Annotated in this window: 21 protein-coding genes; 10 read left to right on the plus strand and 11 right to left on the minus strand. The window is 58.5% G+C overall.

What is annotated here, in order from left to right; all coding sequences use genetic code 11:
- Positions 1-161 precede the first annotated feature (161 nt).
- Both cls and HMPREF0183_RS04985 read right to left on the minus strand, forming a co-directional pair.
- A complete protein-coding gene (gene cls / locus HMPREF0183_RS04980; protein WP_005883474.1) occupies positions 162-1,649 on the minus strand; it encodes a cardiolipin synthase in 1,488 nt (495 codons plus the stop codon).
- A 65-nt stretch (positions 1,650-1,714) separates the two neighbouring features.
- Positions 1,715-2,179, minus strand: a complete 465-nt coding sequence (locus tag HMPREF0183_RS04985; protein ID WP_005883476.1) for a MaoC family dehydratase — start codon at positions 2,177-2,179, stop codon at positions 1,715-1,717.
- 126 nt (positions 2,180-2,305) lie between these two features.
- On the opposite strand from HMPREF0183_RS04985, the gene HMPREF0183_RS04990 reads away from it, so the two are divergent.
- Positions 2,306-2,965 carry an NUDIX hydrolase gene (locus HMPREF0183_RS04990; protein ID WP_050775350.1) on the plus strand — a complete coding sequence of 220 codons (660 nt, stop codon included), beginning with the start codon at positions 2,306-2,308 and terminating at the stop codon, positions 2,963-2,965.
- A gap of 48 nt (positions 2,966-3,013) precedes the next feature.
- Here the strand turns inward: HMPREF0183_RS04990 and HMPREF0183_RS04995 are convergent, their stop codons facing one another.
- Complete coding sequence (locus tag HMPREF0183_RS04995) at positions 3,014-4,345, minus strand: molybdopterin molybdotransferase MoeA (RefSeq protein WP_005883479.1); 1,332 nt, start codon at positions 4,343-4,345, stop codon at positions 3,014-3,016.
- Positions 4,346-4,378: 33 nt separating this feature from the next.
- Between HMPREF0183_RS04995 and fdhD the strand changes: the two genes are divergently transcribed.
- From fdhD to HMPREF0183_RS05010, 3 genes are all read left to right on the plus strand, one after another.
- Complete coding sequence (fdhD, locus tag HMPREF0183_RS05000; RefSeq protein WP_005883481.1) at positions 4,379-5,236, plus strand: formate dehydrogenase accessory sulfurtransferase FdhD; 858 nt, start codon at positions 4,379-4,381, stop codon at positions 5,234-5,236.
- Between the two features lie 460 nt (positions 5,237-5,696).
- On the plus strand, positions 5,697-6,686 hold the full coding sequence (locus HMPREF0183_RS05005; protein ID WP_005883483.1) for an AAA family ATPase: 990 nt from the start codon (positions 5,697-5,699) through the stop codon (positions 6,684-6,686).
- A gap of 9 nt (positions 6,687-6,695) precedes the next feature.
- Entirely contained in the window at positions 6,696-9,251 is a 2,556-nt protein-coding gene (locus HMPREF0183_RS05010; protein WP_005883485.1) for a S8 family peptidase, read from the plus strand.
- An 82-nt stretch (positions 9,252-9,333) separates the two neighbouring features.
- Here HMPREF0183_RS05010 and HMPREF0183_RS05015 read toward each other — a convergent pair whose 3' ends face one another.
- Genes HMPREF0183_RS05015 through HMPREF0183_RS05040 form a run of 6 tightly spaced genes read right to left on the minus strand, consistent with a single transcriptional unit; the run spans position 9,334 to position 15,179 of the window.
- Positions 9,334-10,182, minus strand: coding sequence for a crotonase/enoyl-CoA hydratase family protein (locus HMPREF0183_RS05015; protein WP_245527111.1), 849 nt, complete (start codon positions 10,180-10,182; stop codon positions 9,334-9,336).
- A gap of 21 nt (positions 10,183-10,203) precedes the next feature.
- On the minus strand, positions 10,204-11,433 hold the full coding sequence (locus HMPREF0183_RS05020) for an alpha-hydroxy acid oxidase (RefSeq protein ID WP_005883488.1): 1,230 nt from the start codon (positions 11,431-11,433) through the stop codon (positions 10,204-10,206).
- Entirely contained in the window at positions 11,420-12,268 is an 849-nt protein-coding gene (locus HMPREF0183_RS05025) for a ribonuclease FAU-1 family protein (protein WP_245527112.1), read from the minus strand. Before HMPREF0183_RS05025 ends, HMPREF0183_RS05020 begins: the two co-directional genes overlap by 14 nt.
- Entirely contained in the window at positions 12,252-13,301 is a 1,050-nt protein-coding gene (locus tag HMPREF0183_RS05030; protein ID WP_040348161.1) for a DUF4097 family beta strand repeat-containing protein, read from the minus strand. The genes HMPREF0183_RS05025 and HMPREF0183_RS05030 overlap by 17 nt, the downstream gene beginning before the upstream one ends.
- 1 nt (position 13,302) lies before the next feature.
- Positions 13,303-13,947 carry a response regulator transcription factor gene (locus HMPREF0183_RS05035; RefSeq protein ID WP_005883494.1) on the minus strand — a complete coding sequence of 215 codons (645 nt, stop codon included), beginning with the start codon at positions 13,945-13,947 and terminating at the stop codon, positions 13,303-13,305.
- On the minus strand, positions 13,938-15,179 hold the full coding sequence (locus tag HMPREF0183_RS05040) for a sensor histidine kinase (protein WP_005883496.1): 1,242 nt from the start codon (positions 15,177-15,179) through the stop codon (positions 13,938-13,940). The genes HMPREF0183_RS05035 and HMPREF0183_RS05040 overlap by 10 nt, the downstream gene beginning before the upstream one ends.
- Positions 15,180-15,390: 211 nt before the next feature.
- Between HMPREF0183_RS05040 and HMPREF0183_RS05045 the strand changes: the two genes are divergently transcribed.
- Complete coding sequence (locus tag HMPREF0183_RS05045; protein ID WP_156798154.1) at positions 15,391-15,996, plus strand: hypothetical protein; 606 nt, start codon at positions 15,391-15,393, stop codon at positions 15,994-15,996.
- A 118-nt stretch (positions 15,997-16,114) separates the two neighbouring features.
- Here the strand turns inward: HMPREF0183_RS05045 and HMPREF0183_RS05050 are convergent, their stop codons facing one another.
- Entirely contained in the window at positions 16,115-16,876 is a 762-nt protein-coding gene (locus HMPREF0183_RS05050; RefSeq protein WP_005883500.1) for an SDR family NAD(P)-dependent oxidoreductase, read from the minus strand.
- A gap of 193 nt (positions 16,877-17,069) precedes the next feature.
- On the opposite strand from HMPREF0183_RS05050, the gene HMPREF0183_RS05055 reads away from it, so the two are divergent.
- The 4 genes from HMPREF0183_RS05055 to pgm all read left to right on the plus strand — a co-directional run bounded on the left by HMPREF0183_RS05055 (position 17,070) and on the right by pgm (position 21,404).
- The gene (locus HMPREF0183_RS05055; RefSeq protein WP_005883502.1) at positions 17,070-17,777 is read left to right on the plus strand and encodes a TetR/AcrR family transcriptional regulator; all 708 of its coding nucleotides are present in this window, start codon (positions 17,070-17,072) and stop codon (positions 17,775-17,777) included.
- Positions 17,778-17,799: 22 nt separating this feature from the next.
- A complete protein-coding gene (gene scpC / locus HMPREF0183_RS05060) occupies positions 17,800-19,308 on the plus strand; it encodes a succinyl-CoA:acetate CoA-transferase ScpC (RefSeq protein ID WP_211205319.1) in 1,509 nt (502 codons plus the stop codon).
- Between the two features lie 42 nt (positions 19,309-19,350).
- Positions 19,351-19,677 carry a rhodanese-like domain-containing protein gene (locus HMPREF0183_RS05065; protein WP_005883506.1) on the plus strand — a complete coding sequence of 109 codons (327 nt, stop codon included), beginning with the start codon at positions 19,351-19,353 and terminating at the stop codon, positions 19,675-19,677.
- Between the two features lie 86 nt (positions 19,678-19,763).
- On the plus strand, positions 19,764-21,404 hold the full coding sequence (gene pgm / locus HMPREF0183_RS05070; protein WP_040348162.1) for a phosphoglucomutase (alpha-D-glucose-1,6-bisphosphate-dependent): 1,641 nt from the start codon (positions 19,764-19,766) through the stop codon (positions 21,402-21,404).
- Positions 21,405-21,417: 13 nt separating this feature from the next.
- Here pgm and HMPREF0183_RS05075 read toward each other — a convergent pair whose 3' ends face one another.
- Positions 21,418-24,174: a cation-translocating P-type ATPase gene (locus tag HMPREF0183_RS05075; RefSeq protein ID WP_005883510.1), complete on the minus strand. Its 2,757-nt coding sequence runs from the start codon at positions 24,172-24,174 to the stop codon at positions 21,418-21,420.
- Between the two features lie 160 nt (positions 24,175-24,334).
- Here HMPREF0183_RS05075 and HMPREF0183_RS05080 point away from each other — a divergent pair, with 160 nt between their 5' ends.
- Positions 24,335-25,555, plus strand: coding sequence for an MFS transporter (locus tag HMPREF0183_RS05080; RefSeq protein ID WP_005883512.1), 1,221 nt, complete (start codon positions 24,335-24,337; stop codon positions 25,553-25,555).
- The last annotated feature ends 132 nt before the right edge of the window (positions 25,556-25,687 follow it).

A 25,687-nucleotide genomic window follows, 5' to 3' on the forward strand; every position in this document is an offset into this window, starting at 1 on the left:
GCACTCATCCGCTCTGATGAGAACCATGTTTCGAGGTTACTTGCGCCAGTTGAATCGGACATCATACATACTAGTGTTACACTTAAACGTGAAAGCCCCGGAGCGATCCCTGCGTTTTAGACGTACATCACCGGGGTTACTGATTTCCCGCGACACGGCTCTTACAGTAGCGACGACGTCAAGCGGCACACATTCTCTAGATACTTCTGCTTCAGCGAACGCTTACGCCACTGCTCGATATTGAGCTCTTTCACCACCGGCACGTACGCTTCTTCTTCCAAGTCATACAGAGACGACGTCACACCTTCATCAACGATGAGCAAACTGATCTCCATATTCATGGCAAACGACCGCTCGTCCATGTTCGATGACCCAATCACCGTGACGTTGTCATCGACCAGAATGAACTTCGAGTGCAGAATCGTGGGCTCGGGGTAAAGGAAAATCTTCACCCCGTTCTCCATCAGCTCCTCATAAAACGACTCTTGCGCGTACTGCAAAATAGCGTGATTTCCCTGTTCAGACACATAGATGCGAACATCGACCCCGGAATGCGCTTCCGTCGTCAACGCCTGCTTCAGCGACTCATTTGGCACAAAATACGGAGTCACAATCACAACGCGCTTGTTCGCGTTATACACCAAGTGGTTAAACAGCCTCAGGTTGTTTTCCAACGGAAAACCCGGCCCTGACGGCACCGCTTGAGCCATGATTCCGCCCTCGTTCGGGACCTCCATTGTCAGTTGCAACTCGTCAGAAATAATGTCACCGGTTTCTGAGTACCAGTCAGTCGCGAACACGGCGTCCAGCTCGTTAACCACCGGGCCTGTACACCTAATGGCCAAGTCTTTCCACTCAAAGCCTTTTTTCACATTCGCACGCTTGTTGTACGTCTTATCAATCGCGTTGAGCGAACCAGTGAAACCAACCGCACCGTCGATCACCACAATCTTGCGGTGATTCCGCAAATCCGGGCGCTGATACTCCAACCGCCACGGCCTCACAGGCAAGCTCCGTCGCCAGTCGATAGGCGAGTTGTCCATGAGCTTTACTAGCTCCTTGTAGCCTGGGTATCCCACGCAACCAATGTGGTCCACCAGCACACGCACGTGCACCCCACGCTCCGCAGCTTCCTTCAACGCATCAAAGAACGGGGCGGTAGTCGAGTCGTAGGCGGCGATATAAAACTCCACGTGCACGAACTTCTTAGCCTGCTCAACCTCTTTGGCCATCAAGCGGATAGCTTCGTGGTTATCCGGCAACAAGCTAAAAGAGTTCCCGTGTGTCATGGGAAGCGCACCCAAAGAGTAGTTCAATTGCGCCGAGGTGCGAAGTGGTTCCGATAGGTGTTCAGATTTGCCCAAAATGGCTTGGGCGCCTGTCTGCGCTTTGATTAGGTCGTTAATTGTTTCCTGGTCTTTTCGGCGCTTTGCCGGCAACTTTGAACTACCAAAGATCAAGAACGCAATAATCCCCACATAGGGGATGAAGAAAATGGCTAACAGCCACCCCAGTCCTACGGCTGGTTTGCGCCTGTACGGAACCCACCCCAGGGCAATGAGCCGGATCAGAATGTCTGGGATGATCAGCAGTGTGACTAGCCATGCTGGCCAGTCGAGTTCAAACAGTTGAGTTGCCCACAAATCCACGATTCCAATTTAGCGCACGTGCGAAGACTCAAGTCCCCGCACGTGCGCCTGTGAGGAATAGCTGGTTAAGCCTCAACCATGAGTGTGACGGTCTGTGCGATGCAGGCTGGCTTGTCAGAACCTTCGATTTCGACAGTGTGGTTCATGACCACCTGCACGCCGGATGACTTGCGGTTCACCTCTGCGACTTCCACAACGTCACGTACGCGCGAACCCACAGGGACAGGCTGCGGGAAACGCACCTTGTTGAGCCCGTAGTTGATCATCATCTTCATTCCCGTGATGGTGAAAATCTTTGGGCTCAAACCAGCAATCAGGCTCAAGGTCAGATAACCGTGCGCAATCGTTGCACCGAACGGCCCTTCCTTGGCCCGCTCTTCATCGACGTGAATCCACTGGTGGTCGTTGGTTGCGTCTGCGAACTGAGAAACACGTTCCTGAGTAATTTCGAACCATTCCCCAGTCCCTATTTGCTGACCGACCAAAGCTTCGAGCTCTTCAACACCATTGATTACGCGGGGCTCTGCCATTGCTTCTCCTTCGAAACGAGTATTTACCAAAAGTATGGGGTGTGACCACCAAACTTATCGTACGTTCAAGTGCTTCAGATCACAATCACCAGGTACAGTAAGGGCAGTGCGTCAGAGAGGAGCATCATGGCTGATCACACACCCGCCCACCCGGTTAGCGACTTCGACCCACTACAGGTGCCCATCCGCAAAGCCGTCAGCGTCCTCATGGTCCGCAACAACCCACACCTCGAACTCTTCATCCAACACCGTGTGACCACCATCGACTTTGCCGCCGGCATGGTCGTCTACCCCGGCGGCCGCGTGGACGACGCCGACTACCACTCCCCCATCACCGCCTCGGCCTCACACGCCCAAAAATGGGCCCGCACCTGGGCCACAGACTCACCCACCATCAACGCGCTCCTCACCGCCGCCGTGCGCGAAACCCGCGAAGAAACCGGAGCCACCCTCGACCCCACAGCACTGCACCCCTGGGCCAACTGGACCACCCCACCGGGCCCCAAACGCCGCTTCGACACGTACTTCTACGTCGCCGACGCCCACAACCTCGCCGCCCAACACCAAACCACGGAAGCCACCAACTCCGAATGGGCACCCGCCCACACACTGCTGGCCGACTACAACGCCCACCGCCTCGACATGATGCGCCCCACCCTGCACCTGCTCAACGAAATCATCGAGCTGGGTACCGTCGACGCGATCCTCGACGCGGCCGCTCATCGCAGCATCGACCCCGTACGCCCCACCACCGCCGACGCAAAAGACCTAGGCAAGGCCAGGTAGCAGCGGGTGCGGTTCCTGGTGAGGGTGCGGCTTTAGGGCCAGGGCGCCTCACACGGGCAACGGCAGGCACGCCACCGCGTCCCCGGCTCCCGCACCTTCCGGCGGGATGATCACCAACCCGCGCGCCTTCGCCAGTCCGCGCAACATATTTGAGCCCCGTTTGTCACACAGCTCCCAGCGGTGCGGGTTTGCTCCCGCGCCCGAGGTGTCCCCCGGCTTAGCGGGCATGACTCGCCACGCGGATCCGGCGCCAGAGCGACCCTGGCCAGGGTCGAAGTCGTGAGCCAGGTTCACCGTCTGGGGCTGTTCAATGGTTCGGCCCAGAGCACCCCGGAGCACGTGGGTGAGCACCAGGCGCAACGCCACCATCGCGGCCAATGGATTACCCGGCAGCCCCACATGCACCACCCCCGAATGTTCCATGAGAAACGTGGGGTGGCCTGGACGCATGTTGAGTTCGGGGAACAGGACACGACCGGGCTTGGAGTTGGGCCCATTCGGGCCAGCCTCACCCGTGACACGCCTCAGCGCGGCACGCCTGACCTCGTCGACCCGCGAATGCCCAGTTCCACCCGTGGACACCACAACGTCGCACTGGCCAACCAGCTTCTCCAGCGCGTCCTCGGTTTCCGCCTCACCGTCGCCGATCCGCACACTGGCAACCACCTCGGCACCCAACATGCGCACGTACGCAGGCAACTGCGGACCGAACGCATCACGCACGAACCCGGGCTGAGGCAGGCCGGCGGCGACGACCTCGGTGCCGGTCAGCAACAACCCCACCCGTGGCCGAGCACACACCGGCAACGCGTCATGCCCCGCCACCGCCGCGAACGCCACCTGAGCGGGAGTGAGCACCTCCCCGGCACGGGCGACCAGGTCCCCGGTGAGGGCTTCGCGGCCAGCGCGGCGGATGTTTCGGCCGGGTTCCAGATCGCGTTGTGGCATCCCTGGCGCTAAGGAAATCCGCTCAGCGGCAGCCCCACTACCAACGCTAGTCCCGCCGCCAGCACCAGTCTCACCTGCCTCAACCTGCACCCACTCTTGCCGCACCACCGAGGCGGCCTCCGGCGGCACCAGCGACCCCGTCGCCACTGGCCACGCGCACTCCCCCACGGTCCACGGCCACGGGCCACGCACCGCAAACCCATCCATGGCAGACGAATCATAATGCGGCACATCTCTCACCACGCGCACGTCCTGGGCAAGCACCTCACCGACGCACTGATCCAACGGGCGCGTGACCTGTGGGGCGGGCATGCGAGCGCCACTTTCGTACGCGATCCGCATGGCGTCCAGTGGGTTCGGCGCCTGCACGGCGGCTGCTCCCGGCCCTGGGGCTCCCACCTGCCCGCTTTGTGATGTACCGTTTTCGACCATAGGGCCAGCGTATCCTCCAGCCGAAAGGTCACCATGCGTCGTTCCGTCCGCACCCGCGTCCACGTGTTTGGGCCCAACGGCCGTATTCGCACCAAAACCGACAAGGTCGTCGGCGAAGAACCCCTCGAAATCCGGCTGGGCGATCAGGAGTTCACCGTCATGATGCGCACCCCCGGTATGGACACGGAACTGGTGCTGGGCCTGCTTCTGGGCGAAGGGATCATCCGTGCTGCCAGTGATGTGGTGGAGATCGATTTCTCCACCGGCTTGGACCCTGACGGCACCCGCAACTACAACGTGGCTAGGGTGCGTCTTTCGCCCGAGGTGTCATCCGCCCTGGCAGAAAACGGCGGGCTTCCAGCGGGGCAGGAAAGGAATATTTACACCAGTTCGGCGTGCGGAATCTGTGGCACGGCTGCGCTGGAAGCAGTGACGAAGGTGTCGAGCTACCCGTTGCCCACGCCCGAGCCATTCTTTGATCCTGCAGTTGTGTGCGAACTACCGAACATCATGCGCGACCAACAACCCCTGTTTGCTACAACCGGCGGGATTCACGCGGCCGGGCTGTTTGAGTTCGGGGCTGGTTCCCCCACATTGCTCACCGTCGCCGAGGACGTGGGCCGTCACAACGCCGTTGACAAGGTACTGGGGTGGGCGATGCGCGAGGATCTCCTCCCGCTGAGTTCGTGCGTGTTGCAGGTGTCCTCACGCGCGTCGTTTGAGCTGGTGCAGAAGGCGGCGATGGCGGGGGTACCGGTTCTTTCGGCGGTGAGCGCCCCCAGTTCCGCTGCTGTGGAGTTGGGGAACAGTCTGGGTGTGACCGTGATCGGGTTTAACCGTAAGGGGACGTTTAATGTGTATTCGGCCCCGGAGCGGCTACGCGGGAACTGACCAGGTCCAAAGCTAGAGCGGGCCAGTCTAGAGCAGACCGCTCTCCACCACACAAGCATCAAACTTCATTCCGAAGTTGGTAGAGTTGAAGCCCTATATCCCCCTCGCCTATCCAAGGAAGCGCACTTGGGGGATTTTTCATGCCAAAAGAGACTAGCCCGAACTCTCCAGGTTTTGATCGAACTCGTTTTCTCTACAGAAGATAACCAATTCCGCTTTGATGTGTAGAGTAACGCGTCGATTTTGGGCCGAAAACGTGCACAAAACGAACAAAAAGGGTCTTTACTCTACAATCCAGTTCGAGGGTTGTCGAGTAAACGGCCACCAGCCCCAGCGACTGGCCAGCCGCAGCTACACTACTCCCCGCAACCTTTGAAGGTTACACTGAAGTGAACTATATGAACGACGTGCGTTGAGGCCAGGTTCTGCAGACAGAATAAATCAAAAGGAGGGGCGGCCTGTGGCAACAAGCGATCAACTTAAGGCTTTGGTTCAAAGTCACGCGGACGGCGACGACGCGCAGTTTTACGCTGTTGCCATGCAAGTTGCGGCTAAGGCAGCAAGGTCCGGGCACACCAATCTTGCAAGGGATCTACGAGATCTCGTAGATGATCTCCGTCAGAACAGTACTGCACCGTCTGTAGCACCTGTAATTCCAGTTACCCAGCCCAGGGGAGAACTCGCTTCCCTGCTCTCTGTCACCTACCCAAATGCTCATTTAGGCGACCTAGTCCTTTCTGAGAAGCTATCTGCAAGTATTGTCCGCGTTCTCACTGAACAGCGACAACGAGACACGCTTGTCCGCCACGGGCTACGTCCTGCTCAGCGTTTACTTCTGACTGGCCCACCGGGAACCGGCAAAACAACAACCGCGCAGGTGATCGCCGCGGAACTCAATCTGCCTCTATTCACGGTTCGTCTCGACTCAATGATCACAAAATTCATGGGTGCTACTGCGGCTAAATTGAGACTGATTTTCGATGCGATCGCTGAAACCCGTGGAGTGTACTTTTTTGACGAAGTAGATGCCCTAGCCGGTGATCGTGCGGCTGCGAATGATGTAGGAGAGATCAGACGCGTTCTCAACTCGTTCCTGCAGTTTCTGGAAGAGGACATTTCTGACAGCCTCATCATCACTGCAACAAACCACCCGCAGTTACTCGACAAAGCCTTGTTTCGCCGGGTCGACACTACCCTCGAGTTCGACCTTCCCGACGATGAGGGAATCAAGTCAGTCATCAAAAACCGGCTCGCCACATTTCAAATAGGCAACCTGGGCTGGAGACGAGTAATCCTAGCGGCTAGAGGGCTAAGCCACGCCGAGATCGCAGTTGCTGCCGAAAATTCGGCGAAGAGCTCAGTTCTCAGTGGGACAACGCGAATACTCACAGACGACCTTGTCGCTGCGCTGGAATACCGCCCGCGTGTGAACACTTCAGTTGAGCGATAGTGACAATCTATGAGTAAGCGAAATCGCGAACACATATTCGTGCCGTCCTCACCACAGCACGAGCCATACACACCGTCAAGCAGTGGGCGCAACAAGACCAGTAGAGCCGCTATCAATAACCGGAGAGCGCACGGAACAAGACTTCTTGAGGAGTACACAGAAGCAAGCGCGCCTCCCCAAGAAGAGTCGACAAGAAAAGGAACGCACATCTCTTTTCTGTCATTTGCAGGTTTCGAACTCGCATTGCAAAGTCTCGACGTACAACGACAAGGTGAGCAGCCAGAACTGGTTTCAGTAACTACACGAGAAACACCAGACGGCAACGTTCAGATCGCCACCGTGTATATCCCGGACGGCAAAAAACAGTACTTCCTTGAAAGACTTGAGGACTACATCAAGACTTGCGAACAGGAAAAAACTAAACACGAGAACCTCATTGAAGGTATCCAGGAGATCCGCAGAGCTACCATTAAAGAACTATGGACCGACCCTGTTGGTTTGTTTCCTACTGACGTGACGGAAGTTCGCTGGTGGGAAGTCTGGCTTCGCAAAAGAGATAACCACGAACTGGCGCGATTTACCGCTTATGCAAGCGAACACAAGCTACGTGTGAGTGATCATTTCCTCGGATTTAGTGGTCGCACAGTGATTCTTGTGAAAGCCTCTGCTGAAAAGCTTGCTGAGACCATGAGTTCGCTCGACGACATTGCCGAGCTGAGGCACCCACATGATGTTTCTAACGTCCTTGCGGAAAGTTCAGCCTTCGAACAGGCTGAATGGGTAGAAGATCTATGCAGGAGACTTAGTGAGGCTCCCGCCGACGCTCCAGCTGTTTGTATTCTTGACACAGGGGTACAGAACTCGCATCCTCTTCTTTCTGGCTCACTTCATGACTCTGACATACACGTGGCCGATGCACGGTGGAAACCTGCGCCTGTATATCCACATGGAACTGAAATGGCAGGTCTAGCGCTTTACGGCAACTTGGAATCTGCCGTACTTTCTTCACGTCCAGTTCAGCTTTATCATCGACTGGAATCAGTGAAATTCCTGCCCGATGTTGGGGACAACGCCCCTGCTATTTACGGTGCAATTACTGCTAGTTCAGTTGCTCGACCAGAAGTTCAAGCCCCAATGCGTTCACGGGTTTTTATGCTGGCAGTGACTGCGCCCACCCCGGACGAGAATACGAAAACTCGCACTAACGGGGCTCCAGCTGAAGCTGGGCAACCTACATCCTGGTCCGCGACAATCGACGCGCTGAGTTTCGGGCGATCCGTCGTCAACGTTGATTCTAGAATCACGTACCTGGATCCTAGTGAAAAACCTCATCCACGACTCTTTTTAATTTCCGTTGGCAATATTCGGGATATCGATGCAAGGGACAACCATTTAGACCGGAGTGTCTTAGAACCAGTCGAAGACCCTGCGCAAGCATGGAATGCACTGACGGTTGGAGCCTATTCGGAGCGGGACGATATGTCTGGGGCTCCTCACTTGTTTGCGGGTTACACCCCTATCGCTTCGCGAGGAGAGTTGTCGCCTGTAAGCAGGACATCAGTGATGTTCGAACCTAAAAAATGGCCCTTCAAACCAGATGTTGTGGCCGATGGAGGAAACTTCGCTGCATTGCCAGGCAACCCCTTGGCGGAGAAGCCGCCAAACTTGTCTCTACTCACCACCAGACTTCAAAAGCTCGGACAAGGATTTTTCACAACAACTAGTGATACCTCAGCAGCGACTGCGCAAGTTGCTGCGCTAGCAGCAGATATCTATGCGACGTATCCGACGCTTCGCCCAGAAACAGTCAGAGCTCTCGTAGTGCACTCTGCTCAGTGGACAAACACTATGCGATCACATTTCACGGCTGCGAAGAACAAAAGCGAAAAGGTCTCCCTGCTGCGCCGTTACGGCATGGGAGTACCGGATGCCGAACGCGCGTTGCGAAGTGCTTCAGATGCTCTCACCTTAATTGCAGAGGCCACAATTCACCCCTTTGAACGGAGGGATGACAGCAACGACGGAAAACTTCGTGAAATGAATCTGCACCGGCTTCCGTGGCCAGAAGAGGAGTTGGAAAATCTAGGAGATACCCCCGTCGAGCTGCGAGTGACTCTCTCCTATTTCGTGGAGCCTAACCCTTCACGTCGCGGATGGACAGGACGGTACGTCTACCCGTCTCACGGCCTTAGATTCGCTACACGAAGACCAGAAGAAAGCGTTGATTCCTTCCGCCAACGAATCAACAAACATGCGCGCACCGAGGGGAAACACCCTCCAACTCTAAGCACTGAGACAGGGTGGCTATTTGGAAGTAACCAGCAACAGTCTCCAGGGTCTTTGCACACGGATATTTGGACAGGAACTGCGGCCGAACTTGCACAAAAAGGGGTCATTGCGGTTTACCCTGTCAGCGGATGGTGGAAGAACCGTGGCAACGATGATCAAAGTGACAAGGGCGTCAATTACTCACTAGTGGTGAGCATTGAGGCACCCGAAGTTGACATTGACCTTTGGACAGCGGTCGCCCAGCAGGTTCGCACGCCAGTTGAAGTAAGTAACTAATTGTCACCAGACCCCGGCGCCCTCACAAGCCCGGCGGCCGACCACTGGCCAGCCACCCCAGAGCCCAGCTCCAAACCCAGCCTTAACCCTTGCCAAGCTCCCGCATCCGCTTTCGGACCGCCTCGGCCTGTTCTTCGCCACCAATGAGGCTGCGGATCGCACGCTGTTCAGCCGCGAACGCATCACTCAACGACGCACGACCGCTCAAATCCACCAGCATTTTCGCCTGCGTCAACGCCGACCTAGACTTCCCCGCCAACTCACGCCCCAACTCCAAGGCCCGCGCGTTCGCGTCCTGCGCCAGCTCCTCAACCAGCCCCATCTCGTAGGCCCGCTGCCCAGTGACCACTTCACCAGTGAAAATCATGCGCTTGGCGTTCCCCGCCCCCACCACACGCGGCAGAAGCTGAGTACCGCACATATCCGGCACGATCCCCCAGTTGATCTCCATCATCGACAGCTTGGCATCCGGCTGAGCAACCCGCAGATCCGCACCCAACGCAATCTGCAAGCCACCGCCAAACGCCACCTTCTGTACCGCCGCAATCACCGGCGCTTCCACCTGCTGCCACACAAAAACAGCCTGCTGCGCCAACGCTTTCGCCGGGCCCACACCCTCACGGGCCTCCGGTAACTCCGCCTGCCCACCAGCCATTTTCTTGAACTCGCTCATGTCCAGTCCAGAGCAGAACCCGGCACCCTTACCGGTCAGCACCACGGCGGCCACGTCGTCGCGCGCCTCCACGAACCGCCCCGCATCCACCAAATCCGCAAACATCTCATGCGTCAGCGAATTCAAGGTCTCCGGCCGGTTGAACTCCACATGCGCCAACCGGTCCTCAATCGTTAGCGTGACCGTTCCGTATTCGGCTTCGAATGCGTCCATGGTTCCCTCCGTTGTGGTTGCCCCGGCAACAGCCCGAGGTGTCACTTTCCTATGTTGTTATGTCACCTATGACTTCAAGTTACGCGAGTATGTGCGCACCATGTCCGGGTTGAGGTCTGAAATTGACCCGGCCCCCATGAGCTGCATGGTGACGGTCATTTCGTTTTCTAGAATCTCAAACACCTTGCGCACCCCAGCTTCACCGGCAGCCATCAGGCCGTACAGGTACGCCCGTCCAATCAATGTGAAGTCGGCACCCAAGGCCAGCGCACCAATAATGTCCTGACCACGCATGATGCCCGAATCCAGGATGATCGGTACGTCCTCACCCACCGCTTCACGGACCACGGGAAGCGCTTCCAAGGTGATAGGCGCGCGGTCGAGCTGACGGCCACCGTGGTTGGAAACCACCAACCCGTCGGCGCCGGCGTCAAAAGACTTCGACGCATCCACCTCGGTCAGAACGCCCTTCACGAATAACTTGCCGGGCCACACTGACCGAATCCACTTCAAGTCCTCAAAACTCAACGTGGGGTCAAACATGGATGAGGTGAGGCTTGCCAGATCCGACACCTCGTTCGACAGCGACGCGTATGTGAGCGGGTCCGTGGTCAAGAAATTAAACCACCACTCCGGCCTGTACGACGCATCCAACACCGTTCCGGCAGACAGCTTAGGCGGGATCGTGAGCCCGTGGCGCACATCGCGCAAACGACGCCCCGCAACCGTGGTGTCTACAGTGACCAACAGCGTTTCAAAGCCGTTCTTCCACGCCCGCTCCAACAGATCCTGGGACGCGTCACGGTCACGCCACAAGTACAACTGGAACCACTTGGTTGCGTTGGGCGCACACGCCGCCACGTCCTCAATGCTGCGCGTACCCATGGTGGACAGGGTGAACGGCACCCCAAAACGGTCGGCCGTGCGCACACCGGCCACTTCGCCTTCTGTGTGCATCATGCGGGTAAACCCAGTAGGCGCGATCCCCACCGGCAAACGCGACTCCACGCCTGCGATCGTGGTGGATAGATCTACATCGGCCGAGCCCGCCAAAATCGCCGGGTCAAACTCTAAGTTCCTAAACGCTTCGCGGTTACCGCGGTACGTGTATTCGTCCTGCGCGCCACCGTCCACGTAGTTGAACGGCCCCGCAGGTGTGCGTCGCTTAGCGATCCGACGCAAATCATCAATATCACCCACACGCGCCAACCTGGACTTTCGACCCCCAAGGTTGAGGTCAAACTGCATGAGCGGCACAAAGTTCTTTAACTGCGGAACACGTCTAATGGTCACCATGATGCCACTCTACCGAGCCGTCCGGGTCCACACACTCCCGCCTCGGGATATCCCAGCTAGCGGGCTCCTGCCAGCCCGACCAATCCTCGGTAAACGCCCACGCACCTTGCTCCCACTGACCCAACGCCACAGTCGCGTTAGAGCGTATTGCTGCCGCGACGCCGGCGTCCCACTGCCCGTACTTCACCGCCGCGGCCAATTCGTCTTCGTCTTTTAACTCCGGTACCTGGCCGGGGCGAATCACCAGGTCAAGCACATGGTCCGAGGTGTATAACTCCCCCATCGCGCGCCCGTCCACCGCCGGCCCCAACCGGTGATGCCCCTCTAGGTTCACGTAGTGCGCGTTCACTGTGCCTGATGCCTCACGGAACACCCACACCGAAAACGGCATGCCCACCGGAATCAGCCGTAGCACCCCGCGCCCGTACCACTGACCACCCACTGCCACACGATCGATCCTACGTGGATTAAACCGCACGTGGTCAGGTACGTTGTGCGGGTTCACACTCTCAAACCCCGCCAACCGGGCGTGAACCACCGGCGTGCCCCCGGCCAGCCACACCACAAGCCCACGCTCGTCATGACGCACCACCCGCACCGGTTGTACCACATCTACCCCGTGTGCCGCGTAGTCGTGTCGGCGAAATCGCCACCGCACCACATCACCCGGTTGCAGTCGCTTGGCCTGGGCGAGCGGAACGGAGCTGGCCGGAGCTGGCGACGGAAACGGCTCAGTCCCGCACTGGGCAGAACCTCCCTGGCCCGGCTCCTGGGCAGGCTCCGTTCCGTATTGGGCAGAACCTCCCTGCCCAGAACCGTCAGTTGGTGTAGTCAATCGTGATTGCTCCAGTTTTGGTCGATGCTGTGACCGGGATTGCGTTGGGGTCGGAATCGTTTGAGTCTACATTGACGATCTTCTCGCCAGTCTGAGTTTCGGCTTTCACGTTGTACGGGTGTCCGCCTGATACGTCCTCTGGATCCAGTAGTTCAATGTCCACCACCCCAGTTTTGGCCTCCGCACGGATGCTTGACGGCTGCGCGTCATCGGACATTTCATAGGTCAACGCGCCACTTGTCGCTTCCAAAGCAACCGCGCCGGTGACCTTCAGTTCATCCACCGTGACACTTCCCGTGCGAGCGCGCCCCGTGAAGCTTTCCGCCTCACCTGCCGCGGAAATCACGCCCGACCTGGTGCTCAACTCCACGTTCGTCGCCGACCCGTTGAAGTGGACAACACCCCGTTCACTCGTCACTTTCACGTCGTGGTATTTACCTGACTCAATGTAAATGTCACCGGATTTCCAGTCAGCCTGGATGTTGCGTGCCTTACCTTCAGGCACACCGATCGTAACCGTTGTATTCCTGGTTGCCGTCCAGTTGCCTGGCTCGTGCGTCACGTTCACCTGGTCGGCCGAGTCAGATGTTCGTGTTTCCACCTTTGGCGGTTCCCCCGACCCAACAGCCTTGTACTTGATGAAACCGTCGCCTTTGGTGGGCACGACCTTGACATACACATTCTCCCCGTTCAGTTCCAGCGTATCCGTCGCTGGGTTGAACGGTATGTTCTTTTCCACCACTTCGACCTTCAGAAGCTGCACGGCCGCCGCCGCGCCCAAGCTCGCCGGCACGGCAACTGCCAGGCACACCACCGCGGCCACGGCAATGCGCCACAGAATTCGGCCCGTTGAACTTAGCGGTGGCGCAGGTTTCGTGTACTTCTTTGGTTTGGGTTGTTGTGGGTGCCCACCCGCCCGAGGTGGTTGCGGGTACGCGTTCTGCCCTCCTGGGTGCTGCCCGTCTGTCTGCTGGCCAGCTGGGTTATGACCGCCTGGGACTGGGTTTCCTGAGTAATTCGTTGGCATCGTCATGTCAGACTCCTAGGAACTTCAGAACGGCGAGGACGCGGCGGTTTTCGTCGCTATCGGCCAGCAGTCCTAGCTTGGTGAACATCGAACTGATGTGTTTCTCAACAGCACCGCTACTTAGGAACAACGTGCTCGCAATCGCTGAGTTGGACTTCCCTTCAGCCATCAACTGCAGCACTTGGCGTTCACGTTCACTCAGAACCGCCAGCCCGTCTTTCTTCCGGGAGCGGACCATAATCTGGGCAACCACCTCGGGATCCAAAACTGTGCCCCCGCCCGCCACGTCTTCAACCGCGGCCAGGAAGTCATCCACATCAGCAACACGGTCCTTGAGCAGATACCCAAAGTTGCCTGTGTTCTCAGCGATCAGATCAGATGCGTACCGTTCCTCCACGTACTGGCTGAGCACCAGCACGCTCACCTCCGGGTTCTGGCTGCGGATCAGCACCGCGGCGCGAATGCCCTCATCCGTAAACGTGGGCGGCATCCGCACGTCCACAATCACCAGGTCCGGGTTGAGGTCGGTCACCGACGACAGCAGATCAGTAGCGTCAGACAGGGTGGCAACCACCTCATGCCCCGCGTCCGTGAGCAGACGAACAAGACCTTCACGCAACAAAACCGAATCTTCAGCAATCACTATTCGCATGGCAACTCCACTGTGATAACCGTGGGACCACCCACGGGAGAATGAACATTGAACGTACCCCTGGCCGCCGTCACACGTTGGGCCAGCCCAGCCAACCCGGTAGTCGAGCCGGTAGTCGACAGCTGGGCGCCACCTCGGCCGTTGTCACGAACCTCAATCCGCATGCGACCGCCCATGTGCGTGATATTCACGTGGCCCTCCGTGGCCTGAGCGTGTTTGCCCATGTTGGAAAGTGCCTCGGCGACCACGAAGTACGCCACCGATTCAATGTTTGGCGCCACCCGCGGCACATTGACGTTGACCGTCACCGGCACGGCCGAACGGGCCGCCAAAGCCGAAACCGCCGCATCCAAACCACGGTCGGTGAGCACTGCCGGGTGGATGCCCCGGACCAGTTCGCGCAGCTGAGTGATCGCGGCCTTCGAATCACTGTGCGCCTCTTCCAGCAGGGCGTGCGCGCCTTCTGGGTCACGAGCGACCTTCGCCTTAGCCATGCCCACCTTCATGGACAGGGCCACCAGAGTGGGCTGGACGCCGTCGTGCAGATCGCGTTCGATACGCAGACGCTCCGTGGTGGCCGCGTCAACTGCGCCCACGCGAGCGCGGTCAACCTCGGTGAGTTCCTGCTTCAGCGTCTCCGCCTGGGGCACCGCTAGGAGCCAGCGGTCAAGAGCGCGGTCGGCGATCGCGGCCACCCACAAACTCACGAACCCAACGATGAACGCCAGGCACCCAAACACCACGAACATTCCACGGGCCGAGCCTTGCACCGGGGCGTCGAAGACAATCAGAATCGCATCTGGGTTAATGGCACCGATGAACAGGAGAGTGGCGAACTGCGCACACAGCGCGACCAGAATGAGTGTGAAGAGGCCCAGCACTTGTTTGGAGAAGTGAAGGGCGGTTTCGCGCCAGAAGTACGCTTCGCCAGCGGCGCGGATGTTGGTTTCTACCCAGCCTTTGAAGCCAGTGCTGTTAGATCGGCGGCGAGGTGGGAACGGGATTTCCGTGTTGTAGATCGCTTCAGAACGGCGACGCTCCAGGACATTGATACCACGCTGCACAAACACCCAAAAGAACAGGACGACAAGTCCCATCCCAGCGGCCAACGCGGTGCTGATACCAGTTGTGATGACGACGAGCTGAACCCACAGCCACACGGTCGCGATGATCCCCGAAAACAGGACATTGAGCATGCCCCACGGGTTCGGAATCAGGAGTTCTTTCTTCATGCTTCCAATCTAGGTTTCGCCTACCGTTCCAGAATATGGTGCTAACCGCCAACCGGGGTAGGGAAAACCCCCGAGGCGGTGGTGGGGTTGGGTACCAGACGGCGCAAAGCGAACGATAAGGCGCAATATAACGCGCCTTATCGTTCGCTTTGCGCCGTTTCGCCGGGGGTTTCTAAGCTTGCACGAAACCTACGCCGTTACAGTGAAAGCTATGGATGAGTCACACACACCTCTGCGATCGCGAAACCGCACATTCATCCTGTTTTGGATTTCGGCAATCACAGGCGTAGCCATGTACGTGACCCAACTCATCCTGGTGGAACGTGGCGACTTGCCACGCTCTCTACCCACAGGTGACTCCGTTGGGCTTGTCACCATGGGAGTCGAGATCGCGCTGGGCGTACTCGCACTCGCCCTGCTCCCCGCGGCGATCCGCCACGACCCCATGGAACGCGAAAAATCCTACGTGGGCCCACCCGAAGCACTCGTCGCCTCACTGGTCATCCTGTGCTTATGGTTCGTCACACTTCTGGCCGCACCAGCCGGAGCGGTTGTGCTCATTTCCTTGTCCGCACGGCTCTCGCCTTCATGGACACTGCCCGCAATCGCCGCCTCGATCCTGTCGATCGTCGTACGCGAACTCACCTATAGCCCGCTCGTGCATGACTTCGACTACCGAATTGCCCTCGGCGCTTTCTGCCTCACCATGATCCTGATATGTATGGGCACCGCCCGAGGTGTCGTACTACGCCGTCAACTCGTCCACAGTTTCCGCACCCGCCACGACGCAGACGAAACGCAGAACGCACACAAGTAACCACCTCGGCGGGGGTGCGGGGCTCCCTCGCCCGAGGTGGTAGCGAGTGAAACCCAAAACAAAACCGGCGCGCACCCTATGAAGGGCACGCGCCGGCTCTACGCAAAAGCCAGAAATCTTATTTCGGAGCCATGCGGATAGCGCCGTCTAGACGGATGGTCTCACCGTTGATGTATTCGTGAGTAACCAGCATGTCAGCCAGCTGCGCGTATTCTTCCGGCGTACCCAGACGTGCAGGGTGCGGAATCGAAGCAGCCAAGGAATCCTGCGCGGCCTGTGGCAGACCAGCCATCATCGGGGTCTGGAAGATACCGGGCGCAATCGTGTTCACGCGGATCTTGCTTGCAGCCAATTCGCGCGCCATCGGCAGGGTCACAGCGTGGACACCACCCTTGGACGCGGAGTACGCGATCTGACCAATCTGGCCGTCGAACGCAGCAACCGAAGCCGTGTTGATGATGACACCACGGTCACCGTCGAGCTCTTCGTTCTGCTGCATCGCAACGGTAGCCAAACGGCACACGTTGATGGTTCCGATCAGGTTCACACCAATAACCAGCTTGAGCTGGTCCAGGGGCAGCGCACCCTTCTTACCAACCAGCTTGCCAGGCGTTGCAACACCCGCACAGTTCACAACAACACGCAGGTCACCCAGGCTGGTGGCCTTGTCAACAGCAGCCTGAACCTGCTCTTCGTTCTGCACGTCAGCAGCGACAAAGTGAGCGTTGTCGCCCAGGCTCGCTGCTGCTTCATTTCCGACTTCTTCGTTCAAGTCGACCATGACAACTTTCGCGCCGACTTCCAAGAAGCGCTTGGTCGTCGCAAGTCCAAGACCTGAAGCACCACCGGTCACCAGTGCTACTGCACCGCCGAGTTTCATACCTTTACCTCCGGTTGTTCGGAGCACACCACCCCACACACGGGGCGAGCGCCACTTAACACGTAAAACCAAAACCCTGGTTATGTCACCAGGCTAAGGCCCAGTCTAGGACGCTCGGTTAACAGGGCATAACTTGCGTCACATTTTTGGCGTTGGTTAGCTATACGAGAAGCTCACGAAAAAGGAGCCCAACATGACAAAGTCAAATGGCCGTGACCAAATTTTGCAGGCCGCGCTGGTGACGTTCGCGCACAAAGGATTCGACGGAGCATCCATTCGCGACATCGCCCAGCGAGCTGACCTCAGCCTTTCCGCGCTGTATTACTACTTCTCGTCAAAGAAGGAAGCACTGTTTGCGCTCGTTGATAAGGCGTACTCAACGTACAACGAACGCACGGCTGAAATCCTCGCGCAGGCCCCACATGACGTTAACGCCCAAGTCGCCTACGGCGTTCGGCACCTGGTGAGCTACCGGTGCATCAACGTGTTGTACTCCCGGGTCATTCTGTTAGAAACTGGCCGACTGTCCGCGCCGCGTTACGCGGAAGCCCACGCAATGCAGCGCGAATCCAGTTCCATATTTGAAAAGATCATTGCCCGAGGTCGTTCCCAGGGGATCTTCCATGTTGACGACCCAGCGTTGATGACCCGGTCGGTGAACGCGATGTGCAATGCAATCCCGCAGTGGTTCGTACCCGGTGGCGCGTACACTCCTGAAACGCTTGCATACCAGTACGTGCAGACAACATTACGTATGCTTGGTTCTGAACAAGCGCGCAACATCGAACTGTATTTCAATGGACGGGTTGACGCTTCAGCCACACGCATCGACCCCGGCCCTGCGGAACCGAACGGGGACGAAAATGTGGCCGTAGACAGAGTCCGGTTACCTCCGCTGTGAACCATTTGAAAGAATGAGGACCATGTCCCGCATTTTGTGTCCTGAACTCACCCACAAGGTGATGTCTGCCGCCGACGCCGCCGCGTTTATCAACCACGGCGACAACGTCGGTATGAGTGGTTTTACTGGCGCCGGTTTCCCTAAAGCGGTCCCGCAAGCGCTCGCCAACCGGATTCGTGACGCGCACAGCGCTGGCGACGAATTCTCGATTGGCATGTTTACTGGTGCTTCCACCTCGGCCGAGGTGGATGGCGCCTTAGCTGAGGTCGATGGGGTGCATCTGCGCACGCCTTTCAACACCGACCCGGACATGCGGAAAGCTATCAACGACGGACGCGTCGAATACATGGACCAGCACCTGAGCCATCTGGCCCAGCAAGTGTGGTTCGGTTTCTACGGCAACCTCGACGTTGCCGTCATTGAAGTCGCGGCCATCCTGCCTAACGGACTTTTGGTGCCGGGCACCTCGGTCGGAAACAACAAAACCTGGCTTGACCTTGCAGACAAAGTCATTCTGGAAGTCAACGAATGGTTGCCCACCCAGTTCGAAGGCATGCACGACGTGTACTACGGCACGCGCATTCCTCCGCACCGCAACCCCATCCAGCTCCTCTCACCAGACCAGCGTATTGGCGACCCATACCTGCGGGTAGACCCAGACAAGATCGTGGCGATCGTGAAAACCGATGCGCCTGACCGCGACAACACGTTCAGCCCGGTTGATGACGCTTCAGAGGCGATGGCTGGATACCTCATCGACTTCTTGCGCCACGAAGTCAAAGCCGGTCGCATGCCCAAGAACCTTCTGCCATTGCAGTCCGGTGTGGGCAATGTGGCTAACGCGGTGCTGGCAGGCCTGGCTGATTCGGAGTTCGAACACATGACTTCGTACACCGAGGTCATCCAGGACAACCTTCTCGCCCTGCTGGACACGGGCAAGCTGGACAGCATTTCCGCTACCTCGTTTAGCCTGTCGCGGGATGTTGCTGAAAAGTTCAACAAGAACATCGACAGTTACAAGGGACGTATTTTGTTGCGTCCACAAGAGATGTCGAACCACCCAGAGATTGTGCGCCGCCTAGGTGTCATTGCAATCAACGGCATGGTCGAAACCGACATTTACGGGCACGTGAACTCCACACATGTCATGGGTTCAAAGATGATCAACGGGATCGGCGGTTCTGGTGACTTCGCCCGCAACGCGTTCCTCAATTTCTTCGTATCACCGTCAACCGCTAAAGACGGAAAGATTTCGTCAGTGGTCCCCATGGCCAGCCACGTGGACCACACGGAACACGATGTTCACGTCATTGTGACCGAACAGGGAATCGCGGACCTCCGCGGCCTGTCACCACACAAACGTGCCGAACGTATCATCAACAACTGCGCACACCCGGACTTCCGTGACGCGCTACGCGACTACTACGACCGGGCGTGCAAGAGCGCAACCGGGCTGCACACACCGCACATTCTGGAAGAGGCTTTGAGCTGGCACGTTTCACTGCGTGATACCGGCACCATGCAAAGGTGAAAATTCAGCCCACCCTCATACAGGCGCGGCTACACTGACGGTATGAGCGAACCAACAGTTACCGTTCCAGAAATCCCAGACGACGCTGTTTTCTTGGATGTCCGCGAAGACTTCGAATTCGAAGCCGGACACATTGAAGGTGCGCACCACATTCCACTCAGTGAACTTGAACCACGCTACGGCGACGTGCCCGTCGACGTTGACGTGTACGTGATGTGCCGTTCAGGTGGCCGCGCTTTGCGTGCCGCCGCATGGCTCAACCTCAACGGATTTGACGCCATCGTCGTCGAAGGCGGAATGGGCGCGTGGAACCTTGACCACGGACGCCCAATCGTGTCTGAAAACGGTCAAGAACCTACCGTAGTTTGATCCCAAGTTTGATCCCCCGCCCGCTGTTGCCCCACTGACAGCCCGCACACATGCCCACACCTTTCGTAACACCGGAGTGAGTGAACATGACCAATCGAGCAGGCCAACCAGCCCAAGAAACAGACCTCGTCGACATTTCTAAACTGCTCGACGCGTACCACGACACGGTACCCACGCCCAGCGAAACTACCCAGCGGGTGTCCTTTGGCACCTCGGGACACAGGGGCAGCAGCCTCACCGGGTCATTCAACGAAGCTCACATCGTAGCCATCACACAGGCCATCATCGAATACCGCGCCGGCCAAAATTACACGGGCCCCATCTACTTGGGACGCGACACTCACGCCCTGTCAGAACCAGCGTTGCTCACAGTGCTAGAGGTTCTTGCAGGTGCGAATGTGCCCGCCATGATCGACGACCGTGACGGCTACACCCCAACACCGGTGCTCAGCCACGCGATCATCACCCACAACAAACGTGTGGGCACCGCGCAGGGGCTGGCCGACGGCATCATCATCACTCCATCCCACAACCCACCCGGAGACGGTGGAATCAAATACAACCCACCCCACGGTGGCCCAGCTGGCGCCGACATCACCGCGTGGATCGAAAACCGGGCCAACGAACTGCTGGAAGGCAGCTGGCGGGACATCCCCCGCACCTCGTTCCAGCGGGCCTTCCACCTGGAGAACACCACCAACTTCAACTACGTCGAAAACTACATTGACGACCTCGGCGCGGTCATTGACATGGAAGCGATCGCCCAGTCCGGTCTGCGCCTGGCCGCCGACCCGCTAGGTGGTGCGAGTGTCGACTTCTGGTCCTCGATCAGCGAAATCCACGACCTCAACCTGGACGTGGTGAACTCTCAGGTGGACCCGGCGTGGGCGTTCATGACCCTGGACTGGGACGAAAAGATCCGCATGGACTGCTCCTCACCGTACGCTATGGCGTCGCTGATTGATTCGGCCGGCGACTACGACCTGGGCTTTGGGAACGACCCGGACGCTGACCGGCACGGGATCGTCACCCCTGATGGCGGGCTCATGAACCCCAATCACTACCTGGCCGTGGCAATTGACTACCTGTTCCAGAACCGCCCCGGTTGGGGCGCCGAGGTGGCAATCGGGAAGACGCTGGTGTCCTCCAGTCTTATTGACCGGGTGGCAGCGCGCTTGGGTCGGAAGCTGGTCGAGGTTCCCGTTGGGTTTAAGTGGTTCGTAGATGGGCTGGCTGACGGCACCTTGGGATTCGGCGGCGAAGAGTCTGCGGGCGCGTCATTCTTGCGGATGGACGGCACTGCGTGGTCCACGGATAAGGACGGGATCCTGCTGTGCCTGCTGGCTGCCGAAATCACGGCTAAGACCGGCGAAACCCCTTCACAGCGTCACGCCAAGCTGGTCGCAGAGCTGGGTGCCAGTTCGTATGCCCGCGTGGATGCGCCCGCCACGCCTGAGCAGAAGGCTGTTTTGAAGAAACTCAGCGCATCAGATGTCACTGCCACCACGTTGGCGGGTGACCCCATCACGGGCACGTTCACTGAAGCCCCCGGGAACGGTGCAACGATTGGTGGTTTGAAGGTGACTACGGATAACGCGTGGTTTGCCGCACGGCCATCTGGCACCGAGGACGTGTACAAGATTTACGCTGAGTCGTTCAAGGGTGACGAGCACCTGGCACAAGTTCAGGAACAGGCCCGCGAGGTCGTGGGGGCGGTTCTTAAGTAGTGGGGTTGACGGTTCAACCCCGCTGGGCCATAGTCGTGACTGCCCGGCGCAGTTCTTCGAGGATGACGAAGACCACCGCGCAACCAATCACCAGCAACCAGTGTTGTCCGTCAAGTGGCACGGTTGAGAATGCTGCGTTGAGAACCGGCAAGTAGACGACCAGTAGTTGCAGCAGCAGCCCAACGGCGAGTGCCAGCCAGAGCCAGTGGTTGCTTAGCATGCCGATAAACATTGACCTGTGCGCGTGCCGGACCGACAGCGTGTTCACCAGTTGCAAAATAACGAGCACGGTGAAAGCGACCGTCCGGCCTGTGGCCACGTCGTCGTTGCCTTCGATGAGCCCACCGGGCAGGCACGCGTCAAGGGCAAGGAGCGAAAGCACTGCCATGACAAATCCGGTGCTGAGGATCCGCGCCCATTCGCGACCGTCGAGTGCGCGCTGATCAGGACGGCGTGGCGGTTTTGTCATCACGTGGTCATCAACAGGGTCTACACCTAGTGCTAGTGCTGGGGCAGAGTCGGTGACAAGGTTCACCCACAGAATCTGGGTGGCCACCAGCGGGAGGATCACCGTACCGTCGGTTTGGATCAGGCCCAGCATACCCGCGAGCACAACTCCTCCGAACACGGTAAGGACTTCGCCCATGTTCGATGACAGCAGGTAGCGCAGGACTTTTTTGAGGTTGGCGTAGATGCCACGTCCCAGTTTGACTGCCTTAATAATCGACGCGAAGTTGTCATCGGCGAGGATCATTGTCGCCGCATCATGTGAGACGCGTGTGCCGGTGATGCCCATTGCCACACCGATGTCGGCGCGTTTGAGGGCTGGTGCGTCGTTGACGCCGTCACCGGTCATCGACACGACGTGACCGTGGGCTTGCAAGCTTGTGACGATTCGGAGCTTGTGGCTGGGGTCGACGCGAGCAAAGACAGCGGTAGTCTCGACGGCCTCGGCGAACTGCTCATCATCGAGTTCATTCAGTTGCGCTCCGGTGAGGATCTTCGGTTCGTTGATGCCCAGGTCGGTAGCGATCCGTTGGGCTGTCAGCGGGTGGTCGCCGGTGATCATGATGACGCGGATCCCGGCCCGTTGCGCTTGAGCGATCGCTTCTTTGGCCTCTGGCCTGGGCGGGTCGATCATCGCAACCAGGCCAACGAAGGTCAGTCCCTGCTCCGCTTCCGCGTCCAGGTTGGGTGCGGGGTTACGTTCCCCGCCCGAGGTGTCAGACACCTCCCGCACAGCCACCGCCAGTGTCCGGTAAGCCTCCCCCGCCAGCGAGGTGACTTCCTCTTCGAGGCGGGAGAGCACCTCGGGAGTGGCCTCAATGTCCCCGTCTGCGGTGCGCACGTGGGTACAGCGGGCGAGCACCACATCTGGGGCACCTTTCATGACGAGTTTTGCGGCGTCAGGGTCAGTAGTGTTCGTGTCAGCGCTGTTCGTGTGATTTGCGATGAGGACGGACATGCGTTTGCGTTCAGAAGAGAACGGGAGTTCGTCGAGGCGGTGTGGTTTGGGGATAGAGAGGCCAGCGTCGGAACACCCGATGAGAAAGGCCACTTCGGTCGGGTCACCGATTGGGCCGTCGGCGGCGAGTCGGGCGTTCGAGGCTATGGATCCGAATATGAGAGTGTCGGCAGCTTGGGCATCAGTGATGTGGAAGCGGCCGTCTGCGGTGATGACACGGTCGATGGTCATCTGGTTCAGGGTGAGCGTTCCGGTCTTATCCGTGCACACCACCCCTGCTGAGCCGAGGGATTCGACCGCGTCGAGCTTTTTGACGATCGCCTGGTGGGTAGCCATCCGACGCACACCCATTGCGAGGATCACGGAAACGATCGCGGTGAGGCCTTCTGGCACAGCGGCAACGGCTAAAGAAACGCCCAGCAGCAGGATGCTGACCAGTGAGGCCACCGAGTGATCAGCGGTGACGAGGTAGAGAGTGGCCATGACGGCCAGGGCGATCGCGGTGACGACGATCGTGAGTGTCTTGCCTACTGCCGCCATCTCTTTTTGCAGGGGTGTGCTGGTGGTTTCGGCCGTCGAAATCATGCCTGCGACCTGGCCGATTTCGCTGATGGCTCCGGTGCCGGTGACAACGGCACGGGCACTGCCCTGAGTGATGGCGGTGCCGGAGTAAACCATCGTGAGCCTGTCGGCCAGTGGTGTATCAGGGGTGACTGCCTCGACGGTTTTATGTACGGGCACGGACTCTCCGGTCAACGCGCTTTCTGCGACCATGAGGCCGTTGCAGGAAAGGAGGCGAGCATCAGCCGGCACTGCGTCGCCTTCGGCCAGCTGCAGGATGTCGCCGGGAACCAGGTCGGTGGCGTCGATGACCTGGGTGCGGCCGTCACGGGTGACGGTTGCGTTCAGGCTGGTCATTTGTTTGAGGGAAGCGACTGCGTCGGCGGCTTTGAGTTCTTGGACCAGTCCAATGGCCGTGTTCACAATGATGACTGCGGCGATGACAATCGCGTCGATGGGGGCGCCCTGTCTGCCTTCTGCGACCCAGGCGAAGGTCGAAACAATGATGGCAACGAACAGTAGGTAGGTCAGTGGTTCGTTGAGTAACCGCAGTACTCGACGCCAGAGTGGAGTGGTTTTCGCGCGGGCAAGTTCGTTACGGCCGTGGGATTTCAGACGGCTACTGGCCTGGGTTTCGGTGAGTCCAGTGTCTGCCGAGGTGTCAAGTGCGGAGATGACGTCATCCGGCTGCCGTGCGTGTGGGTTGGGGATTGCGAGCGTTTCGGTGAGTGGCGAGGGGCTCATGGTTCGAGTCTAGACCCGTTTGTTTTAGATGCAGCCGGGAGTGATGGTTGCAACCGGCCGAGAAGGTATCTGACCAGGTTTTACTTTTCCTGGTGTGCGGTGGGTGACATCACCTCCGGGGAGTGTTAAGAAACCGTCAATAGAGGCCTAGAATTATCTGGTGCTATCGACCTACCGTGACATTCTGAGCTTGCCTGGGGCCTGGCGTTTTTCGTTCGCTGGCCTCATCGCGCGTTTCCCTATGGCCATTTTGGGCCTGGGGATCGTGCTTTTTGTGCAGGGTGTGACGGGTTCGTATGGGCTGGCCGGAATTTTGTCAGCTGTGTACATGGTTGCGCAGGCCATTGGCAACCCGATCCTGGCGAAGCTGGTCGACAAGCATGGCCAGTCAAAAGTCATGGTCCCGGTGACCTATGTTCACATCGCTGCAACGGTTGTTCTGGTTGTTGCTGTGTACGCAGACCTGTGGTGGCTCGTGTACCCGGCCACCGTGTTGACCGGAGCTACAGTGGGCAGCGTGGGGTCGCTGGTGCGCGCCCGCTGGTCGTACGTCTCTCCTACACCTCGGCATTTTTCGACGGCACTGTCATGGGAGTCGGTTGCCGACGAGTTCCTGTTCATTGTGGGTCCGGTTTTCGTGACGGTTTTGGCGACTGCAGTGCAGCCTGCGGTGGGGATCATCGCGTCGTCGGTGTTGTTGGCGGTAGGCGCGACCCTGTACTACAGCCAAAAGGGAACTGAACCGCCGATCATTGAGCGCGATCCCACAGCACCTAAAGGCAAAGTGATGTCGAACCCCGCGATTTTCGTGGTGGTGCTGTCGCAGTTGTTTGTGGGGATCAACTTTGGCGCGCTTGACGTTGGAGTGGTTGCGTTCGCTGAAGAGCAGGGAATGAAGTCGCTTGCTGGTGTTGCGCTTGGCGTGCACGCGATCGGTTCGCTGTCCGCTGGGATCGTGTATGGGGCGATTACGTGGAAGAGCCGGGCGCGGGTTCGGTTTGCTTTGGCGTTGAGTGCGTTGGCGCTGGGCGGTTGGGCGTTTCAGCTTGCGTCCTCGTTGGTGGTTTTGTGTGTCATTGTGTTCTTTGTGGGGCTCACGGTTGCGCCGTCGATCATTGCGGCGTCAACGATTATTGAGCAGTTCGCTCCTTTGGCGCGGTTAACCGAGGCGTTCGCGTGGATTGGAACGCTCATGAGCGTGGGAGTTGCGGTCGGGTCGGTGCTGGCTGGGATTGCGATTGACTCCTATGGCGCTAAGGCGGCGTTGGCTATTCCGGCGATGGGTTCGTCGGTTGCTGCGCTGGTTGTGATTGTGTGTAACCGGATGCTTGATACGGGGTACAAGCGTCACCAGCGAGAAGTAGTTGAAACTGGTGAGTAACTTCACGTGACGATTTATGACGTTTGGGTTTATATTGGAAGAACCGCGGCGGTCAGGCTGAAAATATGCATGGCTGTCGTGGTTTTTAATTTGACGCCCCACCCTGCACTTCACTTTGCGCCACTCCGCTGG

The sequence above is a fragment of the Brevibacterium mcbrellneri ATCC 49030 genome, from assembly GCF_000178455.1.
Classification (GTDB): domain Bacteria; phylum Actinomycetota; class Actinomycetes; order Actinomycetales; family Brevibacteriaceae; genus Brevibacterium; species Brevibacterium mcbrellneri.

Coding starts and splice junctions, on each gene's coding strand:
- HMPREF0183_RS05030 (WP_040348161.1), bottom strand. CDS start 13,301: ATGACGATGCCAACGAATTACTCAGGAAACCCAGTCCCAGGCGGTCAT.
- HMPREF0183_RS05055 (WP_005883502.1), top strand. CDS start 17,070: ATGACAAAGTCAAATGGCCGTGACCAAATTTTGCAGGCCGCGCTGGTG.
- HMPREF0183_RS05010 (WP_005883485.1), top strand. CDS start 6,696: ATGAGTAAGCGAAATCGCGAACACATATTCGTGCCGTCCTCACCACAG.
- HMPREF0183_RS04995 (WP_005883479.1), bottom strand. CDS start 4,345: ATGGTCGAAAACGGTACATCACAAAGCGGGCAGGTGGGAGCCCCAGGG.
- HMPREF0183_RS05040 (WP_005883496.1), bottom strand. CDS start 15,179: ATGAAGAAAGAACTCCTGATTCCGAACCCGTGGGGCATGCTCAATGTC.
- HMPREF0183_RS05050 (WP_005883500.1), bottom strand. CDS start 16,876: ATGAAACTCGGCGGTGCAGTAGCACTGGTGACCGGTGGTGCTTCAGGT.
- fdhD (WP_005883481.1), top strand. CDS start 4,379: ATGCGTCGTTCCGTCCGCACCCGCGTCCACGTGTTTGGGCCCAACGGC.
- pgm (WP_040348162.1), top strand. CDS start 19,764: ATGACCAATCGAGCAGGCCAACCAGCCCAAGAAACAGACCTCGTCGAC.
- scpC (WP_211205319.1), top strand. CDS start 17,800: ATGTCCCGCATTTTGTGTCCTGAACTCACCCACAAGGTGATGTCTGCC.
- HMPREF0183_RS05035 (WP_005883494.1), bottom strand. CDS start 13,947: ATGCGAATAGTGATTGCTGAAGATTCGGTTTTGTTGCGTGAAGGTCTT.
- HMPREF0183_RS04990 (WP_050775350.1), top strand. CDS start 2,306: ATGGCTGATCACACACCCGCCCACCCGGTTAGCGACTTCGACCCACTA.
- HMPREF0183_RS05065 (WP_005883506.1), top strand. CDS start 19,351: ATGAGCGAACCAACAGTTACCGTTCCAGAAATCCCAGACGACGCTGTT.
- HMPREF0183_RS05045 (WP_156798154.1), top strand. CDS start 15,391: ATGGATGAGTCACACACACCTCTGCGATCGCGAAACCGCACATTCATC.
- HMPREF0183_RS05075 (WP_005883510.1), bottom strand. CDS start 24,174: ATGAGCCCCTCGCCACTCACCGAAACGCTCGCAATCCCCAACCCACAC.
- HMPREF0183_RS04985 (WP_005883476.1), bottom strand. CDS start 2,179: ATGGCAGAGCCCCGCGTAATCAATGGTGTTGAAGAGCTCGAAGCTTTG.
- HMPREF0183_RS05020 (WP_005883488.1), bottom strand. CDS start 11,433: ATGGTGACCATTAGACGTGTTCCGCAGTTAAAGAACTTTGTGCCGCTC.